We start from the raw sequence: 24261 nt of genomic DNA on the forward strand, positions 1-24261 counted from the left end.
TTGGGGTTTACTCCCAACGCTAGTAGAGAAGGGGTTGGGGTTAGGTATGTATTGAAACTGAGAAGCGCTATAGTAGCTGGCTATTCAATAACTCTGAGTATTATTGAGACATGAGTGCTGCATCTACGCCCGTCGTAGACATCGCAGTTAGTAGAATTCACAAGCAGTATGAATCCAGATATAGAGACGTAATATATCGCGTCTCTACACAAAATCCAAAATTGGTATAATGCGGTATTGTACTGCTACATTCAGTATGGCTACAGTTAGCCACAAAATTGAAAAAAAACATCAAAAATAGACTGTTGCCTTTGCTGGATACAATCTTGCTACAAAAGTTAGTCTTCCTTAAGTCAATCAACGATTAACTAAAAAATATCTGTCAACTTGGGTATTCCTAACATTAGAGTTTGCTTAACTTTCTGATCAATGAGTTAGTTGTCTCTAGTTGCTTGCACCTACCAAGACAACAAACCATTTTGTGATATTCGCTTCAAAGACCTTAATACTCTCTCTGTTGCTGTTTTGGGACTCCATTAAACTCTCTTTGAATGAATTCTACATTTATCCGTTACGCGAAAACGTAACAGAGCCTACAGATGGTGAACTGTGAGTCTCGCAAACCAAGCTAAGGTCAACCCTCTAGTGGCTATAGTCTGCGAGATGCGCTGGAATATATTGATCAGCTAAGGTTTCGATCGCAACAGGAGAAACATCAGCTATCCCATCTCTATGAAGCCAAAATCAAAAATATGGGGAATGCGGGGCGCAATGGCGGTGAGTATTACACGTCGCGTCCGTTGATTCGAGCGATTATTCAGGTGGTGAAACCGCAGATTGGCGATCGCATTTATGATCGGGCTTGTGGAGCTGCGGGGTTTTTGTGTGAGAGTTACGACTATTTGCGTCAGGGTCATCTCACGACAAAACAGCTTGAGCAACTTCAGTTTGATAAATGTTCCCTGAGCGGAGTTTAAACCAACGGTTATGGTAATTTTATTACTAGAATTCACCTTAATTGGGCAGGTCGAATAAAACTGTGGTCATGTAATGTTCTGCCCAAGCTGGGCCAAAGGCTTTTTCTAGTACGCGGCGGGTTTTGTCGTTTTGCTGCTGTTTGGTGCAGTAGTTGTGTTGTCCGGCGAGATTTTGTGTGACTTGTTCAACTGAAACTCGACTAGAAGCGATCGCTTGGGTGCAATGAATATCTAAAAATTCTCGCACACGCGCGAGAAACATTGTTTCTTCTTCTGGGGAACTGGGGCGCACAAAGATGCAAAAATCCGAAAAAATATTTCCCCATTCAGGTAATTCACGAGGTTGAGAAAAGTTAAGCACTGTTAGCTGTGTCAGTGCAGAAGTATAAGATTCTGGTAAGGTACGCTCTACGTGAATCGGAGAAAGGTCTGCGATCGCTGCACTAATTTGACCTCTACCCCCAACTAAATCGCAACCAAACATTGGCAGGTTGTATTCTGGACGGGGAAACATGACGCAGTGCAAAATATCCAGCATATTTCCGATTTTTGCCAGTTCCAAGTGCATTTTCCGAAACTGGGGCGTTTGATAGCAGCGATTTTCAATCGTCAGTTTTTCGCCTTCTAGTCTACCTTCCACATACCCCAACTCATCAGGCAAATGGTAGGGCGATAAATCCAGGTGCTGATGCCAAGCTGCCTCAATACAATCAGCTAGCTGACGAATTAGGGGATGTTGTTGCTCACGCAGCGAGGGCATAGAAGTAAATGACATATTCTAGTTGGGAATGCGATCTAGTAGCCAGTCTACAACCTGTCGTGCCACACCTGTTATCGACTGCAATATAAGCAAACACTTTATGGGCATTGGGCATTGGGCATTGGGCATTGGGCATTTACTAATGATTAATGACTATTGCCAGAAATCGGTGACATCGTATCCCAATTCCCCTAGCATCTGCCGCAGCAGGGGTAAACTGAGTCCAATTACATTGCTGTGACAACCGGCGATTTTTTCCACGAAGAAACTACCAAAACCCTCAATCGCAAAGGCCCCAGCACACTTGAGAGGTTCACCTGTGGCAACATAGGCTTTAATTGCCTTGTCACTCATTTGAACAAAGTAAACTCTTGTGACTTGAGACTTGACTAAAGTACGGTTTTGGTTTATGTCAATTAAGGCATGACCTGTGTACAAGTCGCCAAAGTTACCTTGCATTGTCTGCCAACGAGCGATCGCTTCCGAGATGTCTGCTGGTTTGCCGTAAATTTCACCATTGATCGACAAAACTGAATCACAACCCATAATCAAAGAGGATTCAAACTGCGGGGCTACAGTTTCCGCCTTGTATCGGGCAAGAGTTTTGACTAATTCTGCTGGATCACTTAGTTCAATTTGCGACTCATCAAAGTCACTTGGTCGAACTATCGCTTCAATACCAACAGTTTGCAGCAAGCGGCGACGGGCTGGGGAAGCTGAGGCAAGTACAAAAGGTGGAATTTTCATGATCTGAAAAACTTGGTAACTGGACATTGGGCATGGGGCATTGGGCATTGGGCATTGGTTCTTTCTCTTCATCTCCCTCATCTCCCTCATTCCCCATTCCCCTTTCCCCAATTAATAAACAGAAAAAGAATTGACAACCTCATCAATCATTCGTTTAACTCTCTGCCAGCGTTTTTCAGGAATTGAGGCGTTGAACGTAAAAAGTTTACCACGGCTAACAGCGACGCTGGCGATGTTATGCCGTTGCTGTTGATTGGGGAGTTTAACCTCATATTCTAAAAGGTAGTATATTTTACCGTCTACTTCTCGCTGCGCGGCATTGATTAATTCAGCCGAACGACCAGAGTCAGGAGGCGCGAGAGCAGCTTTTCCTAATTTATATCCTACTTCTGTTGGGGTTCCTAATTCTGACAAAGTTTTGCCTTCTGGAACTGGGCTAATCACAACCGAAACATTTTCAGACACCTCAATCAAATCGTGGAAAACCACGTCTGGCCCGTTGGCAACTTTAACTGGCAGCCAGCCGTTAGGATATAAAAACTGATAGCCATCACTAGTGTCTACAAAGCTTTTGAGTCCAGCCGCAGCCGCTACTCCAGAATTAGTCAAGCTGAAGCTCAACACCAATAGTAAAATTAATACAATTCGTTTCCACATTTCTAGAGATTCCTTTGGGCTGGAGATCACACAATGCTTGCATCATTTCTCGTTTTTATTCTCCCACCAACTGGGACGCTTCAGATGACGCATTAGATGGGGAGGGATAAATGCTCAAATATCGGCAGATACTCCCTGACTCCCTGATGTATCGCAAGTGGTGGGAAATGCGTAAGCGTAGGTTGTCGTAGACATCGCCTACCCGCCTGGCAATGAATTCTAAGGCTAATAGCAAAAGTCATCTCAAGCTGACTGGAAGATTTTTAACCATTGTGGAAATAGTATTTAGATGCCAAGGAACCCAAAATTCTCTCACCTACAGTTTGGAGAAAGTAATTTCTGACATTTCCCCTACTCAAATAAAGACTGTATATTTTGAGATAGATGCCATGACAACTAATTTACCTATGAAATTCTCATACTTGCCCAACAGTTTGCCATTAGATGGTGCTGTCCGCATTGAGCTAGTAGAAGGAGTGCCGATATTTCGAGCTTCGAGTTTAGTACAGGGGCGAATTGAAGCCTTATTAACTAAACAAAAAGAATCTGTACTTACTTACGAGTCTATCGATTTCATATGAGTATTAATGGTATCCCGATGAAAACCATTTTGATTCTGACAGCAAATCCTAAAGGTACAACTTCGCTGCGATTAGATCAGGAAGTGCGCGACATTAGTGAAAGTTTGCGGCGATCGCAACACCGCGATCGCTTTGCTTTGGTGCAACGGTGGGCAGTTCGTCCAAGAGATGTTCAACGTGCGATTTTAGAGGTGAATCCTGAGATAGTTCACTTTTCGGGACATGGTAGCGGGGAAGATGGTCTTGTTTTTGAGGATGAAGTTGGAAAAACTAAGTTTGTTGATGCTGAATCATTAGCAGGTTTGTTTGAACTAGTTGCCTCGGAGATAGAGTGTGTAATTTTGAACGCCTGTTACTCCGAGATTCAGGCAGAAGCAATTGCTCAGCATATTTCCTACGTAATTGGTATGAATCAGCCTATTGGGGATAATGCTGCTCTCGAATTTGCTTTTGGGTTTTACGATGCTTTAGGTGGGGGACGTGACTTTGAGTTTGCTTACAAGTGGGGGCGTAATTCTATCCGTATGGCAGGAATTCCGGCACATTTAACTCCCGTATTAAAGAAAAGTCCGAAATTATCTGCTACTGTCAAATATATAACATCTAAACATAGCAACTTGGATAGCTGGCAACGTCGTCAGTTAGAAAAAGAGCGTGAAGGATTACAGCAACAATACGACTTATTCAATGAAAAACTACGACGTTTAAGAAATACTATAGCGATTGAGACGGACGAAGCTGTTTGTTTTAAGTTAGAAAAACAGATTGAACGGACTCAATTAGAATGCAAGCGTCTTGATGAACAGCTTGAAATTATAAACAATAAACTTCAGTGAATATAAATTGAATCAGACGGATAGTAATAGCTATTTATTAAAAGTTCGATGCTTTCTAATCAAAATTTTGACAATAATCTTGAAGGATTACAGCATGATTACAGCATATTAATAGAAAAGATAAATAGATTAGGTAGCGCTCTAGCAATTGAAACGGATGTAACTAGAAGTCTCCAATATGAACAGTTACTTAAACAAGCAAAGGAAAAGCGAGAGGAACTTGATTGGCAAATTCGTCAAATCAAGAATCAGCAACTCTATTACCTGCTACAGAGATTAGACTACACAGAGCAAGAACAGCTATTTTCGAGATTTATTAGAAGGCAACAAATAGCAGCGTTTATGATTCACGGCTGTTCTCAAGATTATGGACAACATTGGTTAGCTAATCGATTACTTAAAGAAATTCGTAGAGTTTCAGATAGACCCGTATTGGTTGACCTCGACTGTCTTGTTTATAATCCAAATTCTCAAACAATGTGGAGGGAATTAGGTCGCCACTTTGGAGAAATTAAAGATTCTCCAGATTTAATTGCGGAGAAAGTATTTAAGTCGTGGACAACTAAAAATATTTACATTGTCGTTGATAATGTGGAATTCATGGGTGAACAGCTATTACAGGAACTAATACAGGAATTTTGGTTGCCACTTGCTACTAAAGCTCAAAGTGTTGCCTCCCAGACTAACTTCAAATTACTAATGTTTTTAATAGATAACGAAAGCTTTGTTGAAAGCCAAAGCTGGAACGTTTCGTTTGCTGAAATTTTTGAGCAAACTTGGAGTTGTTATATACCTGTCAAACTACCTATATTAAAACTTTTTTCTGATACTGCTTTGCGAGATTGGATTAATCGTGAATTTGTTTACTTGCCAGATCAACTAGTAGAAAATATAGATCAAGTAATACAAACAATTCTAAAAAACAGTGAGGCTGGTATGCCAATACCAGCATTTCGGGAAATATGTAATTTATGTGAATGTGAATGGCTTGAGGAATGGTTAAAAATTTGTTGAGCAATCATGTATCTGAATATACAGGCTTAGTCCAGCCTGAGCCAGGAGAATGCGACCCTCAGACAGGTCAACTGTTATATCCCTATTTACCTGATTCTGAATTAGTAGAGGCAGTTAATCTTGCGATATGCTTGCAACGTCCTTTGCTGCTAAAAGGAGAACCTGGATGCGGTAAAAGCCAGTTAGCTAGAGCAGTTGCTTATGAATTAGGACTTGATTTAAAAGCCTGGTATATAAAATCTACAAGTCGAGCAAAAGATGGTTTATATAACTACGATGCTGTTGGACGTTTACGGGATGCTCAACTTGCAGCTTCTAATAGCCTAACGCCAGAGGAAAAACAACGAATTAATCAACCTTCAACATACATCACCTGGGGAGCATTAGGAGAAGCATTTCTTTCTGAAAAACCTACAGTAGTTTTAATAGATGAAATTGATAAGGCTGATATTGACTTTCCAAATGATTTACTACTGGAGTTAGATCAGCTTTGTTTTGTTGTTGACGAAACTCGCCAGATGATTAAGGCAAATATTCCCCCTATTGTCTTTATTACTAGTAATGACGAAAAAGACTTACCTGACGCATTTCTACGACGTTGTTTATTTCATTACGTTGATTTTCCGAATCAAGAAAGACTGCTTTCTATCATCAATGCTCGCTTTCCTGCGGAATCAGAAGCATTAGTAAGAAAAGCTATAGACCGCTTTTTGGAATTACGTGAAGAAATGCAGAAAGACAAAGGTGAGGCTGGAAAAAAAGTTACCACTAGCGAATTAATTGACTGGCTTTATGTGCTTCGTCGATATCCTCAAGATGAGATTTTGGCGAAATTGTCAGGTAAAATTCCATTTGCAGGTGTCTTACTGAAAAATTGGGATGACCATAAACGTTATCTCAAATAATTCTCTTAGCTATTTATAAGTTCCAGCCTCTGAGCCTTATTTTTGAGTTTCTCCTAAATGGATAATCTTCCTCTCCTAGAACTATTTACTCAATTACGCAAAGCTGGATTACCGCTTGGAGTAGATGATTATCAAGCAGTTTTAAAGGCATTGCAAGCAGGTTATGGCATTGAAAACAAAGCTGCCTTAGCTAGATTATGCCGTACTCTATGGGTTAAATCGAAACAAGATAAACAATTATTTGATTATCATTTTGAAAAAATTATTTTTCCTAATATTGAGTCAATTAACCCTTCCATACTGCTCACTTCGTCTACTTTAATCTTTGAAAAATCTCCAAAAGAAAATACTCCTGAAGAAGGGCATAAATCCTTCCAAATTTATAAGTATTTGATTTTACTGCGGGATTATGTAATTCCAGTAGGAATTTTTATTCTTATATTCGGAATTGCTGTCAGAGTTTGGCATTCAAATCACGTCCCTATCTTTACTAGCAGACCTGAGACGCAGATCGAAAAAGGAAACCCTTACAAATATATTATCAAGGCTCATGATGTTGATAAAGGTGATATTGTCACAATAGAGGCGGTACGCTACCCTTCGTGGTTAACTTTTAAAAATGATCAAAACGGAACAGCTACACTATCTGGTATTGAAGGAAACAATGTTGGTAATTGCAAAGATGAAACAGCAGTTTCATCAGATGGAAAATCACCTCAAAAGAAACCAAAAAGTTATTCTGTAGAGCTTCGAGTAACCGATAACCACGGCGCTATGATGTCGCAGAATTTCGAGATTAAGGTAGATAGCGATGTCAAAGAAACTTCAATCTTGCTTTTTATACTAGAATCACCATCCTTTATGGGTTTTGCTATTACTCTCGCCATTGCCTGTATTATTTTATTAAGGGAAAATACAGAACCTAATGCTGTTCAAAACTCCCTACCTTCTGAGCCAGAAAATATAACGCCAGAGAAAAGTTCATCTGAAGCTTTAGGAAATACAAACAACGAGAAAAAAGTACTAGAAGCTCAACAAAAAACTTCCCAAGCAGAAACTGTAAAACCTCTCAACCGCTTTATTCAAATAACTGAATATCCTCCACTAACCCGTCGCCAAATGAAACAGAGTTGGCGTTATCTACGCCGTATGCTTCGAGAAGGAGTACCAACAGAACTTGATGTCGAGGCAACAATTGAGCAGATTAGCAGACAGGGAGTATTGGTTGAACCTGTGATTGTGCCGCGTCGTGTGAACCGGAGTAAGCTGTTGCTGTTTATCGATCAAGATGGTTCGATGATGCCATTTCAAAATTTATCGCACCAATTAGCAGAAACTGCCATCCGAGGCGGACGTTTGGAAGATACAAATATTTATTACTTCCATAATTGTCCAATTGATTACCTTTACCGCGATCGCTACTATCAAATGCCAGAAAAAATTGACGATATTTTAAACAGCCTGCGTTTTCCCTATACTTCTGCCTTGATATTTAGCGATGCCGGTGCTGCCAGAGGTGGGTTAAACCCAGAGCGAAGGGAAGTAACTGCACAGTTTTTAGAGCAACTCAGACAGCAGGTTCGTCATATTGCTTGGCTCAATCCAATGCCTCGTTATCGTTGGTTTGGCACTACCGCAGGTGAAATTGCTCGATTGGTGGCGATGTTTGAATTAAGTCGCCAAGGCTTATATAGTGCGATTTCTGTCCTACGCGGTCAATCTGGACATTTTGGGGTATCGAAACTTTGAAAATAAATTGGTTGTATGACAGTTACCTCTAGCCTAAAACCCGGTATTGCTGCTCGACGGATTGCGTCTTTTGAAAAACGCTTTGGTCAAGCACATCTCCTGCTGGCATATCACGCTGCTTTGCCGTTGGTACTTACCTCGGATCTACTTTACTCTTTGTGGATTAACTTTCGGCAGGATATCCGTGGTCAAGCCCTAAATATTCCTTGGTTTGCTGTAGCCGATTTGTTACTTTCAAGCCTATGTAACGAAGTTGGGTATGAACTATACCAGATGGACGCAACGGTGCGAAGCGAGTTGCTAAATCGTCTGCAAGAAGATGATTGTTTTGGTCAAACACGAATTGAAGAGTTATCAAATTTCTTACTAGACCACATTCGTCAACATTTGCAGAGTGACGAGCCTTATATTCAAAATTTTGCAAAAGCGCAGCGATGGGCAGCATTAGCCTACACTCGTCCCCACAAAACCACCTACGAGTTAGCATTAACGTTTTCTCAGCTAAATTTTGATAATCCGGCTGAAATTCTACGTATGTTGTCTTTGTTGGAGAATTTAGCATTGTCACTGCCTGAGTTTCAATCTTTGTTAACGTATGCTCGCGGTATAGCAGCTTTTGTGCGTGGAAATATTGAAGTAGCAACCGCGCATTTGAAGGAATTGGTGGGTGCAGATAACCAAATCCGAATTGCAGGTGTAAGGTTGCCCACTCCCACACCTGTCCAATCAAGGTTAAATGCATTGCGTTCGGAACGCACTCTTAATTTCAGCCGTGCGAATTTGCAGGGTAAATCTTTTAAAGGGCAAGATTTAACGGGTGCAGATTTTAGCTATTCAAATATTCGAGGTGCAGATTTTACCGATGCTATTCTTGTTGGTACTAACTTTACACATACCACCGCAGGACTGCAAAGTTATCGAGAAATGTGGTTAATATTTTGCTCAATGCTGTTATCGCTCTCATCAGGCATTGGCGCAATCATTATGGGGTATTACCTACAAACCTTTCTCATAACTCCTATTAACGAAGCAACTTACATTTTTGCTATAAGTGCGCTTCTACTGTTTGCGGTTATCTGTGTTGTAATCCTCCGTCAAGGTATTGAGACAAGCTTAGGATCTGTCACTTTAGTTGTAACAGGTACCTCAGCTCTAGGTGCAGCCATAGGATTACCCTCTATTTGGGATTGGGTTACAAAGACAATTTTAGCAATAGCTGGAATTATAGCCTTGATGATTGGTTGTAGTAGTGCTAGGTTAGGAGCTTTAAGTTTTCTTGGGAAATGGGGTACTCGCTTGACTATAACTTCAGGCGTGTTTGTTGGATTTTTTGGTTGGTTAATAATATTCGGTTTCAAAAATTCTACAACGAAAATCTCTGGTGTCCCTGATGCTAAATTTAAGGCATGGCTTGAGTCCGTATTCAGTTCAAAAGGTTTTGATCTGAATAGAGACATTGTTTTGGCTATTATTTGTGTTCTAGTTGCAGCTGTGGGTTTGATTCTGGCTGAAGCTGTAGGAATAGCTTTAGGTAAGATTGTCAATAAAGCATTGGCTTTAACAGTAGGCTTATGTTGGATTCCAATTTGGTTTTTGTTTTTAATCCTGAATCAACAAACAGAACTTAATTCTGCTGGGAGTGCGCTGATACTTACAAGCATTGCTGGACTAGGTGTATACGTAGGTTGGCAAGCCATCAACGGAAATGAGAAATATACTTTCGTTGTGAATGCTGCCGTTGCTGCTACGAGTTTTTGGATGAAGGGTACAAGTTTTCGAGGGGCTAATCTAACTGATGCCAATTTTTCTGAGGCAAAGGTTAAAAGCGTAGATTTTAGTGATGCTAACCTTACACGTACTTCATGGTTTCATACGAAAGAACTCGAACTTGCCTATGTTAGAGAAAGTTATTTTAAGTCTTCACAAATAAGACAATTAATAATAACAGGCTTGGGACAGGACAAAAACTTCGATGACCTATCCCTGCGCGGTCTAAACTTATCTGGTACTAATTTGGCAGATGCGAGTTTTATTGGTACAGACCTAAGTTACGCTAATTTGCAAGATGCTAATCTCTCTGGAGCAAAGCTCGTCAAAACTCAACTCGAACAAACAAATTTAACTGGTGCTTGTTTAACTGGCGCTTATATTCCAGACTGTAATATTATAAGTTCAACTAAGCTTGACGGGGTAGAGTGCGATTATATTTATACACAATTGGAGACACCAGATAATCCCAATCCTCTTCGTTATCCTAGAGATTATGGTGAGATATTTGAACCTGGTGAATTTGCTGATTTTGTTTATTATATGCAATCTCTACATAACAGATGAACCTAATTTTCTTTTATCTCTAGCTAATAATCTAACAAACATTAATGTCACGAATACTTTAGATAATGGTCTATATATGAAGTAATAAATAGGTATTTGGAAGAAATTATTAACAATAAATGCCGCATTAGTGGCGGATAGTGCATCACTATTAACTTCCCAAACTGAAACTCCAAATATGGATGCAGTAATTAAGCTACCGATAAAATTTAATATTTGCTGGATGATATTTATTATTAATAAATTCCCAAAAATTCGCCACCCATAACCTTTTGTTAATAACCAACATCGTTGTACTGCATCTGGTGCTGGATAGTTTTTAATGATAATTAAATAGTCCCCAAAGTATAAACGAGGGAAGAAGAATAATAGCAATAAAACTTGGAAAATCTCGAAAATAAGGATTTCCGAAAACTTCTCAGTCGCTTTTTGCAGGGCTTGATAAATAGTGACTTCTTCTTGATTTAATTTTTTATATGCAAAAAATATTAGCGCTACATTAAAAATAGTACCTATAGATAAAAAATATAAATTCGCTAGTACAGTAAACCATATTTTAGGAATTACAAATTGCAATAAAGAAAATATGAATCCAGGAATTATAAAGACAAGTAGTGAAGTATAAATTGGTATAACTGATATTAATGAATCCCGCAGCAAGCGAATAGGGGTGATTGATTGAGTGAGCATGAGTTCAATATTTACTTGTTAAAACTATTCACAAAGTCCTTTGAAAATGTGTTGAAACCTACAAAAACTTCATGAAGACTTGCGCTTGCCCACCCGTTGAGCCAGCTTGCTGCTAAGTTCCGCCTGATACTGTTTGCGGTTGTCATCGTAAATCATCACAGTTCTGGGGTCGGCGTGGCGGCTGAGACTTTGCACTTTGCGGTAGTCCTCATTTGATACCTCAAGGCTGTCAGTAATGCCGCTGTGACGGATTTTGTGAGGGGTCATGTGTTTGGAAATGCCAGCCGCGATGTTATTTCTCTTTTTCTGTCCACTTCCGCAATTAAGGTTAATCCTACATCAAATAGACCTATCCACAAATAAACCTCAAAATAGCTGAAACCCTTACATAGCTGACTTTTTAGCTTATATAAAACAGGAACCTCTAAAACCCTCTCCAGAGCTAGGTTTCAGCCAAATAAAGTTCTCATTTCCGGATAAGTCTAATGTTACAGGCTCACCCTTTAAATTAACTACCACTGGACATGATTTTACTTATTCAAATATAAACTGTTCCGGGATACAATCGTTTTTATTTGGGGCCATACTTCAAACCGGTGGAATTGTTGTGCAATATGCATTTTGGCAGTTTTTGACCCCTATTTCTTCAAGCTTTGTGAGAAATCCGGGTTGAGCTGACTTGAGCTATAAGCCTCAGAATGAATTCTGAGGCGGACTTGTGGTCAAGCCAATATTCCACAATTATTCAAATACGTAATTTCCAATCTCACGCCTGAAGCATCACCCGCCAAGTCATCTCAAAGATGACTAAAGAATGGCTAATTGAGAAGACAAAAAACCCCGACTTGATAGCCGAGGTAGATGGGAGATGTCCAAATGTCGATTAGATATAGCGATACCGAAATCTTTTTTTCTTAGCTAACACCAGTTATATAGTTAAGTTAGGTCTTTGCTAAGTTATGTAAATAAATTTAACAGAAATATTACAAATACTCAAGTAGACTTGACAAAAAAAGACTGATAGCTTTTATCAGGGACAGCATGGGATTATTTTTGAAGGTGTGGTAAATGAAGTAGGGAAAATAAAACGGTTTACTGGCTAAGATAGTGAGATGAAAATGAGAACCGATGTGCTTTGGGGAATAGAAAAACTGAGCGATTAGCTGCACAAATCAGGGTAGTCGGAATTAAGCCAAAGATTTGAGAAACTAGCTACTAGATCACCAAAGTCTTTACAATTCCCTTGTTGACTCAAAAAGTATTTCTCGACCTATGACGAATCAAGCTCCTATCCCGGTTATTGTTAACGGTGCTGCTGGTAAAATGGGACGTGAGGTGGTTAAAGCGGTGGCGCTTGCGCCTGACTTAAACCTAGTGGGTGCAATTGACCACAGTCCCGAACATCAAGATAAAGATGCTGGAGAGTTGGCGGGTTTAAGCGAACCCCTGGAAGTGCCAATTACCAATCAATTAGAACCGATGTTGGGGTATGTGGCTGGCGATAGACAGTCTCCTCCAGGGGTGATTGTAGACTTTACCCATCCCAATTCAGTTTATGACAATATTCGCAGTGCGATCGCTTACGGCATTCGTCCTGTAGTGGGCACCACTGGGTTAAGTCCAGAACAAATTCAAGAGTTGGCAGACTTTGCCGACAAAGCTAGCACTGGTTGTCTAATTATTCCTAACTTCTCCATTGGCATGGTGCTGTTGCAACAAGCCGCAGTCATAGCCTCCCAATATTTTGACCATGTGGAAATTATCGAACTGCATCACAACCAAAAAGCTGATGCTCCCAGTGGTACTGCCATTCAAACGGCGCAGTTACTAGGAGAATTGGGTAAAACTTTTAACCCTGCTCTTGTAGAAGAAACGGAGAAATTACCAGGAGCCAGGGGCAGTATAGCAGAAGAAGGGATTAGAATTCATAGCATTCGCTTGCCAGGATTGATTGCCCATCAGGAAGTTATTTTTGGCGCACCGGGACAGATTTATACTTTACGACATGATACGAGCGATCGCGCTTGTTATATGCCAGGAGTGCTATTAGCGATTCGCAAAGTCTTAGCGCTAAAGTCGTTAGTATATGGATTAGAAAAGCTACTTTAAACCAATTCTTCAGCATTCATCACTCAGCACTCATGTTAGTACCACTGACTCGCCAGAAATTTGAACAAGTTGTCCCCCTAATTGCCACTGGTTTGCAGTACAAGTACTACTGGGGGAAGTTCTCAAATTTTTTGCAACGGCTGTTAATTTCTGTAGTTGCCGTAGTTGTTATTTTGCTTGTGACATTCATTTTCAAGCTTGAGTTTGCTTCAATAGTATTTGTGCTGGGGGTAGTTAGCGCTTTTTTTTGGCTGTGGTATCCGGTGTTTCAAGCAAGTATGCGGAATTTGCAATGCCGCCGTTATAAGTACGGCGGCTTTTTCCGTGGTCGAGTGCTAGATTGGTGGATTACAGACCAGCTGATGGGTAAAACCGAAACAGTCAACAACAAAGGCGAATTGGTAATTGTAGAAAACCGAGAAAAACAGATTAACTTAGAGGTGGGTGATGACACAGGATTTAGTATTGAGTTTGTAGCGCCATTACGTTCTGCCTACAAAGTTATTACTCGCGGCCAAATTGCAGAAATGGTAGTTATGTCAAATCGCTCAGATTTGAGCAGTATTGAAGAATTCAGCGATATATACTTTCCCAATCGTGACCTGTGGGTCAGCGATTATCCTTATCTGCGGCGGGATTTCTTTAACGAAATCGGTCGTCGCTTGCGTGAAGACCAACAACAAAAGCCGCGTCGGCGGCGTAGAGTAGAGGATTGAAGAAGAAGTGAAGCAGGCAGCAGGATGTAATCAGTATGGGCTGGGAGCATCTCAATGAGTGCAAATATATTAGATGAGAAAAAAGATTCTTGCTCCCTCTCCGAACCCACCGAGAGGGTTGGGGTGAGGTTTTACAAGTACCCTATACTTCCTGCCTTTTTACTAACGAGAACATCCCACTTTGATGAGTTTTCCTTGCAAACGATAAATCACTGTCCCACAAACAAAACCTGCCGACTTAGACTCTACATAAGTCCGCTTTGGCGGATTTTGTTTATCTAGCCGCGATTTCCAATCGCCAGATATTTTTTCTAGAGTGGGATGCTTACTTAAAAACTCTGAGTCTGCAACAATATCGTGAGAACCCTTAACACTTATCTTAGAACTATTCAGGTAGATATTATAATCATAAGTAACGTTTTGATTTCTAATGTTAATATTAATATCCTTACCAGGAAAAGCATAGAGAATGTTATTTAGAATCTTGATGTCAGATGACGTATGAGCATAGATTTGCCCACCTTTAATTTCTGGACTCTGATTATTTAAAACAGCAGTGTTATTTACAATATCAACATGCTCACTTAAAAATGCATGAATACCTGAACCACCATTATTAAATGTCAGATTGTTTTTTACTAAAGTACGTCCTATATATGCACCCAATTCTGGGTTATGATCATTTTTGGAACTATCGATAATAATGCCATTACCGTCTGTGATCTTTCCGACTTCAATCCAAGGGATGTACATACGATTGTTGTAGCTCTTGTTGTTAGTTACAAACATCTTGTATCCCCGGTTGTCGTCAAAATTCCAATTGCTCAACATTGAAATGCCACTGCAACCATAAACTGAGTACCAAGCATTATTGAACACAGTGTTATTATCCACCTTCACATAATCAGCCCCGATTACTGAAATACCTGCTCCTCCACAGTCATGCACTTTGTTGTTCAAAATACGGATGTGATGAACATGACCATTAGTTCGTCCATCAATGCTTATACAGTTTCCGTTCGTCAGTGGGTTTTGTTTATTAGTCTTCTGACTCATCGCATAATCAAGAGTTACATTGGCATTGTTCCCTATGACCTCCAGCCCACTTATCTCGATATATGAAGCTCCATTTGAAACCACGATACCGTTCCATGTATTGTGCTGAATTTTTGGGAAATGCCCAGGATATGCTTTATACTTAATCCATGCTTTTGCATTTCCAGAACGTTTAATATTTACTACACTCCCAGCTTTAGGTGAATTTGTGTATACTCCGTTCATAATCAATACTGTGTCGCCAGGGTTAGTCATATCTGCCGCCTTTTGAATTGTCCTAAAGGCGGATGAAGAAGAAACTCCACTATTTTCGTCGTTTCCAGTACCACTAACATAGTATGTTTTCGGAGTCGCCTTAGTGCTGATTAGCTCGCGGCTGGTAGTGGATACCTGACGGACGTTTTCAACTAAAGATACTTTTATCTTTTCTCCCGTAGCCAAAAGACTTAATATCACGGGAATTGCCAGATATGCGCTTAAACTGAAACCTTGAATTACCACAAGAAAAGGCTCCTTTATCGGCACTACTTAACAAAAATATCAGGATATTTAATACTTATAAATAGTATTTAGCATAAAAGGTACGAGAAAGCCGACTTTTCTAACTCCCCCGATTTCCATCTTGTCCATAGGCTTGCCATGCCAGGTCTACCAATCCATCAACGATCGCAGCTGCTACAACTGCATTACCTTTGCGACTGTCAATTGTAATGTGAGGCACTAAAGAATCTCGTAAGCGCTCCTTCGCTTCATCAACATTTACAAATCCCACTGGAGTCGCAATTATCAAAGCAGGTCTAATTTCCTCAGCTTCAATTAAATCCACCAGTGCTGTTAGTGCTGTTTGCGCTTGACCTACCACAAAAATGCCCTCTGGATAACGCTTTGCTAAGGTTTCTATTCCCCATGCGGCGCGAGTTTTTTCTTTTTGAGGGCGTGTCAGAGCTTCCATACTACAATACACCGGATTGGCAAAGGTATTTTGAATCTCGGAGGCAATACTTACTTGTACCATCGGGACATCGACCACAATCGTGGTACGCGCTGCTAGCGCTGCTGCTCCAGCTTGCAAGGCACGCTCAGAAAAGCGAATCAAAGACTTATACTCAAAGTCAGCCGTGGCGTAGATTACCCGACGCACAATCTCATACTCTGCGGGTGAAAAAACATGAGCCTCAATTTCATTATCAATAATTGCTAAACTTTGAGCATCAGTTACGTGCCATTCCATTTTGGTTGAGCTTCTCAAATATTAGCTTTCAGCTTATCAGCTTCAGAGAGTTAGCAGTTAGATTTAACTTTATGACAAAGGAAGGTTTCAGTCAGCATACTTGCCACCACCTTGACAGGGCTAGAGTTAGGAGTTAAGAGTTATAAGTTTTTAATCAACTCATAACTCAGCGAGAAGTTTGAGTGCGGCTTGAACCACTCAAATCTTCGATACTCATAACTCATTACTGGAAGAAGGGCGACTGAAAATAGGAGATAGGTAGGCAACCAAGACGCCGATGAGAAACCCAGAGATATTGCGAACTAGAGGTACCCAGTCGCTTGTGCGTGTCACCACTGGCCCAATACCAAAGGCAATAAATAAGATTCCCCACAAAGGTGAGAAAATTAAAGCCCATTGCCAAGCAAAAACTTGTCCTTTATCGCGGGGTTGAGCTGCAAATCCACAAATCACCCCACCAATAACTGAGCTAATCAAGGTGAGAATCCATTGCTCTCGTGGTAGTCCGGGGACAACATTGCAACCACCCTTGAGTAAACAGCCTTTAACCGATTCTAAGGCTTGGAGAATGGCTTGGTCTTCGCCTTGTTCGCGGACAAAGTACAAATTACCGAAGCGGGTTTGCAGTTCTATCCAGAACGTCCGGGGTAAAAGTTCATAAACAGCATCGCCGACGCTAAAACTGAGGATGTTACCGCCACGAGAATCTGCAACTAGTAGAATGCTTTTGTCATCCAAACCCCAATATTTTATGACTGCCCGACCTGGGGTGCGGTCATACTGGGTCAATACTCGCAGTTTCCAGCCCGTATCGGTTTCAAACTGCTCTAATTCTTGGACAAGCTTTTGTTCTTGCAGCACAGGAAGAGATTTTGCTAAGTCTACAACTGGGGTAAAGGTGTCAGGGAGTAACTCAGGATTGTCATAAGCCAGTGCCGGGGGAGAATGCATGACCCAAATTGACCCAGCCAGGAAAAATACTGCAATGGATAACAGAATTCGTCGCCAAAAACAAGATTGCATGGACGTTTTTATACAAATATCAACGGTAAAAGTAAAGAAGTTGTTTTAAAACAGTACTGGAAAAGTGATAGTTCTTTACACTTGTTTACTTTACTCTAATCTAAGGGATCAAAGCAAAGCTTGGGGAGTGGGAAGATTAGGGACAAGGGGGACAAGGGAGGATTATTGAACAAGTTTCTTCTTTGTCTGCGCCCTTTTCCTTGTCTCTTCCCATGCCTTAAGTAGTTGTGCAAAATTAAATATACATTGTCATTGCGAGTGGGGCATAGCGGAACGTTCGCGTAGCGTCTGGTAGAGAAGCAATCGCAAGACTTTGAGATTGCTTCACGACCTTCGCAATGACATAAATATTTTTGTGTAGCTACTTATGCCCTATGCCCCTTTTTTAGTCAATCTTCATCATCAAAATTGTTTTCCCAGCTAGCAGCGTCATTGTAACCGTCATTAGCGCGGTATACTTCTGCTTTGATTCGGCGATTTTCTTGCCTAAGCACTTCTCGTTCTCGCAACGTTAGTGGTGGTTTTTCATTGCTGGGGGTGCGGTCGCTTGTTCGCCTCGCGGGTTTTTGGCGTGTGAAGTTTCTCCAAGCAGCTTTCGCGCCAACAAAGATGCTGCGTGTACCTACTTGCAGATTTTGAGCCTGAATTCTTGCACTGTCAAGGCTTTGATCAACTTGTTTGGCGACTTGACTGGCACTTTTTACACCTTCACCGACATCATCAGTTAAGTCAGCGATTTCCAAACCAGTCACGCGGATAGCTTCTAGAGTGGGCGGTAGCTCGCGTGAGAGTGTATCAAATAGCTTTTCTGCACTGCGAGCCGCGCGTGCTAACTCCTGCAAAGCCGGTATTGCCGCCACTAAAACCGCAGTCAAGCTTGTGGCGACTAAGAGTAAGGAAAGTCCCAACCAAAACAGGGGTTCAATCACGGTTGTGTCATTTATGAGCGTTCTAATTCCTGGGGAAGAGAATCTGAGTCTTCAACAGATGTTTGTCGCTTTAAGACTTGGCTTTCCCGTTGACTGGCGTCCACACCTGCTGCGATCGCTTCTCCTAATCTATCTAAAGTCTCATCCCAGTTTCGCAGTACGCTGGCAGAGAGACGATCTGCCTGGATTTGCACACTCGTTGATAAATCTTCTGCCAATTCTGGGATAGCATTGGCAGATTTTTTCAAAATTTTACGCGTTTCGCGCCCTGTGCGTGGAGCCACAAGCAAACCAGTCAAAGCACCGATGGTAGCTCCCAGCATCAAACCGCCAATAAATACTCCAGAACGGTTATTAGACATCTTGTTGTTTCTCTCCTTACACCCATTTTAGGTGGATTTTCTCCCCTTGTAAGACTTTGCCGATTTTATTCAGTTAATTTATGGTGACAAAATATCAGCCAGAAATGTTGCTTTTATTCAGGTTTTATTCATTAGATATCAAAACCATTAATTACTTATAATTCAAAACTCCCCGTGTCTGTCAAAGTTTTTATGCCTCCGGTAAGCCTTCTGGCGGGCTTCTAAGTCCCAAATCGCCGCTTAGACTTCTCTTTGTGTCACCACATTCCGGTGTCCTCGCATCAGCCCTAATTATAAATAGACTTATCCACAAATAAACCTCAAAATAGCTGAAACCCTTACATAGCTGGCTTTTTAGCTTATATAAAACAGGAACCTCTAAAACCCTCTCCAGAGCTAGGTTTCAGCCAAATAAAGTTCTCATTTCCGGATAAGTCTAATGTTCATGAACCTGACAGAAATCATTTTGCAACAGTTCTTTTCCCAGATGTTAACTCTAGTTTACGAAAATAACGCTGCCAGATTTGCCGTCCTAGCAAAAGTAGACTGATAATTTGCTGCACTTGTTGGATTTGCATTTGTAGAGCTTGATTTTTCTGCCGTAAGTTATAAATATTCTCCTGGCTGAGATAAATATTTTCGGGTGTTTTATTCAGTGCTGCATGGGTACAACTTTCATAGACGGTTAACCTATCTGTTATGTATACTAGCTGCTGCTTGAGTTGCCACACTCGCCAAGCCACATAAAGTAGTATCAGCGAAATGAGGGTGTTAACGAGGATAACTAAAATTACCATTGTTTATCTTCACCAATATCAGCTTTGAGGAATTGTTCTATATATTTGACTTGGCTCTTATTTAATGATGAAGAAACTAAAGGATAAAAATTATGGCACAAAGTACAGCCGGGATTATGGCAATATAGAGCAGTTAGATAATGCTCGCGATCGCTATTGAAAGGCTTTACTAGATGAAAATTAGTGTAACAAAGGCTGATGGCTAAAAAATCGCCAATTCGCCAATTTTGTAACAACCATATGCCCACACCTCGCAAAACCACAGTTACAATTGCCTTAGATTCACGACTAGGTTTGCGAAATCAACCTGTATGCTCAATAAGCCCCAGCATTGCTACGTTCCACTCCTTAACCTGATAATCCTAGTCGATTTGCGACCTTTGTGGCGTGTAAGCACAATAGAATAGGATAGCCCCTTCAACCCGACGGTGAGAGAACTACACTACACTCCTTACCAGAGGCTCGCCAGCATCGCCTTTATTATTGTGCTTCTACCTCTACCAGTTTTCCAGTCTGTCGTATAAAGTTAACTAACATTTTGCCTGCAAAAGCCTCACCAGTGAGTGGTTTACCAAGCAAAAATAGCTGGATGTGGTCTGGGGAAAGGGAAAGTGGGAAAGGAGAGAGTTTATTAATTCCTCTTCCCTTAACCTTTAACCTGTTCCTTGTTCAAGGCTTCTCCCAGAATTTAACTAATTCGTTACTGATAATGATTATTTTTTCAATACATCCAGTAGGAGTTAAGGATGTCAAAAAAGCTACCATCAAATAATTCGTTCCGAGCTATTCTTGTTGCCTTGACGATTGGATTTGTTGGGTGTGGAAATCAAGCTGCAAGAACCACATTCACTCAGACTAGCACTCAGGTAAATGAGAATCTTCCCCAAGTTGTAGCGACTACAAGCGTACTGTGTGACTTAACCAAACAGATTGCCGGGAACACAGTTAACCTTACCTGCTTAATTTCCCCTACAGCCAACCCCCAATTTTATAAACCAAAACCGGAAGATCGTAAAGCCATTGAGAAAGCTAATCTTATTCTTTATAATGGTTACAATTTAGAACCAAATCTGATCAAATTAATTAAAGCGACTAAAAATACTGCACCGAAAATAGCCGTTGGCCAACTTGCAGTATCTAAGCCACAAAAATTTCCGAAAGGCGGTAAAAATGTAACTGATCCTCATCTTTGGCACAATACCAAAAATGCGATCAGAATGGTGGAGGTAATTAATAGTAACCTGAGAAAATTAGAATCTAGTGATGCAGAAGCTTATACCAGCAATACCAAAAAAATCACAAATGAACTGACTCAACTAGATAGCTGGATTAAGTCAACAATTACCAGTATTCCTACTAAAGAACGCAAGTTAGTTACAACCTCTGATGCACTGAGTTATTACGCCAAAGCATATGGTCTTTCACTAGCAGGAGGATTGCAAGGTATTAGTAGCGACGAAAACCTGACGGCTACACAAGTGACAAATTTGGTAACAAATATTAAACGGGCTAAAGTGTCAACAATTTTTACTGAGGCGGCAATTAACCCTAATTTGCTTCAATCTGTAGCAAGAGTTGCTAAAGTAAAAATTTCTGAGAGGAAGTTGTATGCTGAGGGACTTGGTGAACCAGGAAGCGAGGGGGACACTTATCAGAAAATGATGATTGCCAATACACGCACAATTGTAGAAGGGTTAGGAGGGACGTATTTAATGTTTGAAGCGAAAGCCACTAAGTAGTTATAACCCCAATTCAGTAATCTGATATAGCGTTTCCTAATTAAGAATCAGGTACAGCTTAACGTCACTCCCATAAAGGTATGCTTTATCTCCCCTCTCCGAACTCACGGAGAGGGGTTGGGGCTGAGGTTTTAAGTTTATCAGGCTCTTTGTTGCTTCTCCTGTCAGAAACGGGGAAATATATCAAAGAAAGTGTGAATGTTATTTCTCGAATCTGATATCAATAACAGTTGCATTGAAGTTATAGTTAAAACCTTCCAACTCAAATGGCATACCAATTTTCACTTTACTGCTACCTAGAACTAGTCCGTTTTCAGTGCGTTGGGCTTTACCTTCTAGGGTCAAAAGCATATCTGTACTAAAATTGTTGGTCTTGGGGTCTGGCAATTCTTTAACAGTGCCATCAGGTTGGGGAATATTGATTGTTCTAGGTAGCTGTTGAATGGATTTAATCTCTATTTCTCCATAGGGCTGATTACGGATAATTACATTAGTTTTACCGCCTTTTTTTAAGCCGTTGTCAAATAATTGCTCAGGATCACGTACATTCAAACCACGAACTATTAAGTCTACTTCTATGGGTACTGTTTTTGCTCCGACTTGGGCAACAGAACCAGAAGTGCCAGGAAAGACAAAGATGCCAAATATAACTAGCAGAATTACCAGCGCAGCACCTAAATCTAGGAGGTTAATTTTACCGAACAAACGACCTTTTGAATCTAAAATAGCCATAAAAAGTTTTCCGAGGTAATAGCGAAGTAATTGATTGTAGCAAGAAGGTTTTCGATGGAATAGCAATTTTACCTATTTGGTAATAACTCAAAGCGGCTAGGCGTTGCGGTTATGCGACAGTTTATCACGAGTTCGGAAGTTGGGAGTAGCGGTAGATGACTCTCAAACTTTGCCTGTTATGACTGACGCACCCAGAACGTAAAATCTAGTGTTTAAGCCTATCCCTAGAGGGAATCCCTAGTCCTCCACAATTCGTTAGATTTGCGTAAGGATTGGTTGTATAACAACCACTTTGGTCTTGAATTAAGAATGCAACTTAGAATGATTTAAAACCGTCTGATCATTTTATGTTCTCCGAAAATTATCTTCAGTGCAGATTATGTTGAATTGGAAAGGTTTTTTGGCAAATTACCGTGTGTCACGGCGTCGCTGGTTTTATCCTTTAATTTCAGTGGTAGTCGCCCTGAGTTTGTGTCTGAGTACACCCTTGCCTGGAAGAACTTTAGACTTCTTGCCTCTTCTACTCCAAGGATTTCAGGCATTTCAGCTTTCTAATATATCCCCTAACCAAGAAGTTGATCTTGGTAAGCAGATTAATCAGGAATTAGTCGGCAGTCAAGTCCGGCTTAACCACAATCCCGAAGTTAATCGCTATGTAACCCAAGTTGGCCGGCGTTTAGCAGCTAATAGCGATCGCCCCGATCTCCCCTATACCTTCCAAGTAGTTCAGGATGACACTATTAATGCTTTTGCTACCTTAGGTGGCTATGTATATGTCCACACGGGTTTGCTGAAAAGCGCAGACAATGAAGCGCAACTAGCAAGTGTACTCGCCCATGAAATTGGTCACATTGGCGGAAAACACGTAGTCAAACAGATGCAGCAAAAAGCGCTCGAAAGTGGCCTATTAACAGCTGCTGGCTTAGACCGGAGTACGGCGGTGCAAATTGGTGTACAGTTAGCACGAGACTTACCACGCAGTCGTAAAAATGAATTTGAGGCTGATCAAAGAGGGTTAAGAACTTTGACACGCACTGGTTATGCTCAGTCTGCAATGGTTTCCTTTATGCAGAAGCTGCTGAAAAAGGGTGGTTCTGCTCCGATATTTTTGAGTACGCACCCCGGAACTAGCGATCGCATTGATGCCCTCAGAGTTGCAATTAACTCTCAACCTAGTAATGGAAAATATGGCTTAGATAATGGTAGTTATAAAGCTAATATTCGATCATTAGCGAGGTCTTGAGGGCATTAGGGAAAACAGTTCCCAGTTCTCAATTAAAAATTCTGAGTAAACAAGTGAGATTCCCCACTCAGCACAGGCTAAACGCGCCGAAGAAAGCTAACAGCACTACTCCTTTTCATCTCAAATATTGCTCAATTCTAATAATTGCGGCGATCAACTTTGATTTTGGCTGGATCAACTTGGATCACTACATCTTTTAAGGGCAAAACACGGAGATAATTTTTAAAAATGTTAACTTGATAAACTAAGTTATTCGTGACATCCAGTCCAGTCAACCAGCCACTTCGGGGATGATAAGCGCCTGTATCTATGTCTAGCCATCCCTGTCCTTGTGCCAGTTTACCAGGAGAAACACCTGGCAGAGTAAAAGTAATGGTGTGACCGATGATAATTTGCTTATCTGGGAAGTAAGGTTTTTCAATACTATGAAATTCCTCTCGTATCCAACACAGTTGATCGGCAGTTTGTTCTGTCACCGACTTGGAAGGGTCAACACCAGCATGAGTTAACCAAATATCCCCCAAGTCCAGATATGTAGGTAAACTCTTGAACCAATCCAGATGGTCGTCGGGGATTGTGGCCTGGTGGTAACTGGCTACGGTAGCTTGCCCTCCACTATACAGCCATGCTTGCATCGTCGGGGAGGAGGTTCTTTCATTGGTCAGAATGTTTAATAACATCTGCTCATGATTTCCCAGCAAACATGGGTAGTTATTTTGCTTGACAAAATTAACTACTTGTGCACTATGAGGCCCGCGATCAATTAAGTCTCCCAGAAAATAGACTTGATCCTCTGAGGTGAGGGCGATCGCCTCCAACAATGTCATCAAACCTTCATAGTGACCATGCACATCCCCAATTACAATTCGTCTGGGGCTAATTTCGCTCATTGTCTCTTAGCTTCAATAGTTTTGGCTAATACTTCTGCTACAGTTTAAGCTTTCTGGTTTCCGCAATGAAAGGTAAAAATACTGAACAAGTTTTATTTTAATTTAATTATTCTCCCAGTAATAAAAATAATTTATGATGGGGATGGGGTAATATATATAGTTTTGAGTGCTAAAAAAGAAAATC

Annotated in this window: 25 protein-coding genes; 11 read left to right on the top strand and 14 right to left on the bottom strand. The window is 40.9% G+C overall.

Annotated features, from left to right (window positions below; translation table 11 throughout):
• The first annotated feature begins 677 nt into the window (after nt 1–677).
• Entirely contained in the window at nt 678–977 is a 300-nt protein-coding gene (locus PUQ00_RS10270) for an N-6 DNA methylase (protein ID WP_300415827.1), read from the top strand.
• A gap of 37 nt (nt 978–1014) precedes the next feature.
• Here PUQ00_RS10270 and PUQ00_RS10275 read toward each other — a convergent pair whose 3' ends face one another.
• The 3 genes from PUQ00_RS10275 to psbP all read right to left on the bottom strand — a co-directional run bounded on the left by PUQ00_RS10275 (nt 1015) and on the right by psbP (nt 3141).
• Nucleotides 1015–1752 (bottom strand): phycocyanobilin:ferredoxin oxidoreductase, encoded by a 738-nt coding sequence (locus PUQ00_RS10275; RefSeq protein WP_300415777.1) that lies wholly within the window; start codon nt 1750–1752, stop codon nt 1015–1017.
• A 138-nt stretch (nt 1753–1890) separates the two neighbouring features.
• On the bottom strand, nt 1891–2484 hold the full coding sequence (locus PUQ00_RS10280) for a nucleoside triphosphate pyrophosphatase (RefSeq protein WP_300415829.1): 594 nt from the start codon (nt 2482–2484) through the stop codon (nt 1891–1893).
• A gap of 111 nt (nt 2485–2595) precedes the next feature.
• Nucleotides 2596–3141, bottom strand: coding sequence for a photosystem II reaction center PsbP (gene psbP / locus PUQ00_RS10285; protein WP_300415778.1), 546 nt, complete (start codon nt 3139–3141; stop codon nt 2596–2598).
• Between the two features lie 212 nt (nt 3142–3353).
• On the opposite strand from psbP, the gene PUQ00_RS10290 reads away from it, so the two are divergent.
• The 6 genes from PUQ00_RS10290 to PUQ00_RS10315 are packed head-to-tail and all read left to right on the top strand — an operon-like array spanning nt 3354 to nt 10560.
• Complete coding sequence (locus PUQ00_RS10290) at nt 3354–3722, top strand: hypothetical protein (protein ID WP_300415780.1); 369 nt, start codon at nt 3354–3356, stop codon at nt 3720–3722.
• A complete protein-coding gene (locus PUQ00_RS10295; protein ID WP_300415782.1) occupies nt 3719–4558 on the top strand; it encodes a CHAT domain-containing protein in 840 nt (279 codons plus the stop codon). Before PUQ00_RS10290 ends, PUQ00_RS10295 begins: the two co-directional genes overlap by 4 nt.
• A gap of 48 nt (nt 4559–4606) precedes the next feature.
• On the top strand, nt 4607–5572 hold the full coding sequence (locus PUQ00_RS10300; RefSeq protein WP_300415784.1) for a hypothetical protein: 966 nt from the start codon (nt 4607–4609) through the stop codon (nt 5570–5572).
• The gene (locus PUQ00_RS10305; protein ID WP_300415786.1) at nt 5554–6477 is read left to right on the top strand and encodes a MoxR family ATPase; all 924 of its coding nucleotides are present in this window, start codon (nt 5554–5556) and stop codon (nt 6475–6477) included. The genes PUQ00_RS10300 and PUQ00_RS10305 overlap by 19 nt, the downstream gene beginning before the upstream one ends.
• Before the next feature lie 57 nt (nt 6478–6534).
• On the top strand, nt 6535–8226 hold the full coding sequence (locus PUQ00_RS10310; RefSeq protein ID WP_300415788.1) for a putative Ig domain-containing protein: 1692 nt from the start codon (nt 6535–6537) through the stop codon (nt 8224–8226).
• Between the two features lie 15 nt (nt 8227–8241).
• Nucleotides 8242–10560, top strand: a complete 2319-nt coding sequence (locus tag PUQ00_RS10315; protein WP_300415790.1) for a pentapeptide repeat-containing protein — start codon at nt 8242–8244, stop codon at nt 10558–10560.
• Here the strand turns inward: PUQ00_RS10315 and PUQ00_RS10320 are convergent.
• Nucleotides 10546–11250 (bottom strand): hypothetical protein, encoded by a 705-nt coding sequence (locus PUQ00_RS10320; protein WP_300415792.1) that lies wholly within the window; start codon nt 11248–11250, stop codon nt 10546–10548. The genes PUQ00_RS10315 and PUQ00_RS10320 overlap by 15 nt on opposite strands.
• A 69-nt stretch (nt 11251–11319) precedes the next feature.
• On the bottom strand, nt 11320–11583 hold the full coding sequence (locus PUQ00_RS10325) for a tyrosine-type recombinase/integrase (RefSeq protein WP_366145951.1): 264 nt from the start codon (nt 11581–11583) through the stop codon (nt 11320–11322).
• Nucleotides 11584–12522: 939 nt separating this feature from the next.
• On the opposite strand from PUQ00_RS10325, the gene dapB reads away from it, so the two are divergent.
• Both dapB and PUQ00_RS10335 read left to right on the top strand, forming a co-directional pair.
• On the top strand, nt 12523–13359 hold the full coding sequence (gene dapB, locus PUQ00_RS10330) for a 4-hydroxy-tetrahydrodipicolinate reductase (RefSeq protein WP_300415794.1): 837 nt from the start codon (nt 12523–12525) through the stop codon (nt 13357–13359).
• 32 nt (nt 13360–13391) lie between these two features.
• A complete protein-coding gene (locus PUQ00_RS10335; RefSeq protein ID WP_300415796.1) occupies nt 13392–14075 on the top strand; it encodes a phosphate ABC transporter permease in 684 nt (227 codons plus the stop codon).
• A 162-nt stretch (nt 14076–14237) separates the two neighbouring features.
• Here PUQ00_RS10335 and PUQ00_RS10340 read toward each other — a convergent pair whose 3' ends face one another.
• From PUQ00_RS10340 to PUQ00_RS10370, 7 genes are all read right to left on the bottom strand, one after another.
• Nucleotides 14238–15632 (bottom strand): right-handed parallel beta-helix repeat-containing protein, encoded by a 1395-nt coding sequence (locus PUQ00_RS10340; protein ID WP_300415798.1) that lies wholly within the window; start codon nt 15630–15632, stop codon nt 14238–14240.
• 100 nt (nt 15633–15732) lie between these two features.
• Nucleotides 15733–16362, bottom strand: coding sequence for a precorrin-8X methylmutase (locus PUQ00_RS10345; protein WP_300415800.1), 630 nt, complete (start codon nt 16360–16362; stop codon nt 15733–15735).
• Nucleotides 16363–16575: 213 nt separating this feature from the next.
• Nucleotides 16576–17385: a TPM domain-containing protein gene (locus tag PUQ00_RS10350; RefSeq protein WP_300415802.1), complete on the bottom strand. Its 810-nt coding sequence runs from the start codon at nt 17383–17385 to the stop codon at nt 16576–16578.
• A 389-nt stretch (nt 17386–17774) separates the two neighbouring features.
• The gene (locus tag PUQ00_RS10355; RefSeq protein ID WP_300415804.1) at nt 17775–18314 is read right to left on the bottom strand and encodes a DUF948 domain-containing protein; all 540 of its coding nucleotides are present in this window, start codon (nt 18312–18314) and stop codon (nt 17775–17777) included.
• 11 nt (nt 18315–18325) lie between these two features.
• Nucleotides 18326–18676: a YtxH domain-containing protein gene (locus PUQ00_RS10360; protein WP_300415806.1), complete on the bottom strand. Its 351-nt coding sequence runs from the start codon at nt 18674–18676 to the stop codon at nt 18326–18328.
• Nucleotides 18677–19137: 461 nt separating this feature from the next.
• Complete coding sequence (locus PUQ00_RS10365) at nt 19138–19473, bottom strand: hypothetical protein (protein ID WP_300415808.1); 336 nt, start codon at nt 19471–19473, stop codon at nt 19138–19140.
• On the bottom strand, nt 19467–19736 hold the full coding sequence (locus PUQ00_RS10370) for a hypothetical protein (protein WP_300415810.1): 270 nt from the start codon (nt 19734–19736) through the stop codon (nt 19467–19469). Before PUQ00_RS10370 ends, PUQ00_RS10365 begins: the two co-directional genes overlap by 7 nt.
• A 483-nt stretch (nt 19737–20219) precedes the next feature.
• On the opposite strand from PUQ00_RS10370, the gene PUQ00_RS10375 reads away from it, so the two are divergent.
• Nucleotides 20220–21212, top strand: a complete 993-nt coding sequence (locus tag PUQ00_RS10375; RefSeq protein WP_300415812.1) for a zinc ABC transporter substrate-binding protein — start codon at nt 20220–20222, stop codon at nt 21210–21212.
• Nucleotides 21213–21413: 201 nt separating this feature from the next.
• Here the strand turns inward: PUQ00_RS10375 and PUQ00_RS10380 are convergent, their stop codons facing one another.
• Nucleotides 21414–21944, bottom strand: coding sequence for a DUF4330 domain-containing protein (locus PUQ00_RS10380; RefSeq protein WP_300415814.1), 531 nt, complete (start codon nt 21942–21944; stop codon nt 21414–21416).
• 379 nt (nt 21945–22323) lie between these two features.
• Here PUQ00_RS10380 and PUQ00_RS10385 point away from each other — a divergent pair, with 379 nt between their 5' ends.
• Nucleotides 22324–23187, top strand: a complete 864-nt coding sequence (locus PUQ00_RS10385) for a M48 family metalloprotease (protein WP_300415816.1) — start codon at nt 22324–22326, stop codon at nt 23185–23187.
• 137 nt (nt 23188–23324) lie between these two features.
• On the opposite strand, the gene PUQ00_RS10390 is transcribed toward PUQ00_RS10385, so the two are convergent.
• Nucleotides 23325–24077, bottom strand: coding sequence for a metallophosphoesterase family protein (locus PUQ00_RS10390; RefSeq protein WP_300415818.1), 753 nt, complete (start codon nt 24075–24077; stop codon nt 23325–23327).
• Nucleotides 24078–24261 lie beyond the last annotated feature (184 nt).

This window comes from Nostoc sp. S13, assembly GCF_029379315.1.
GTDB lineage: Bacteria > Cyanobacteriota > Cyanobacteriia > Cyanobacteriales > Nostocaceae > Nostoc.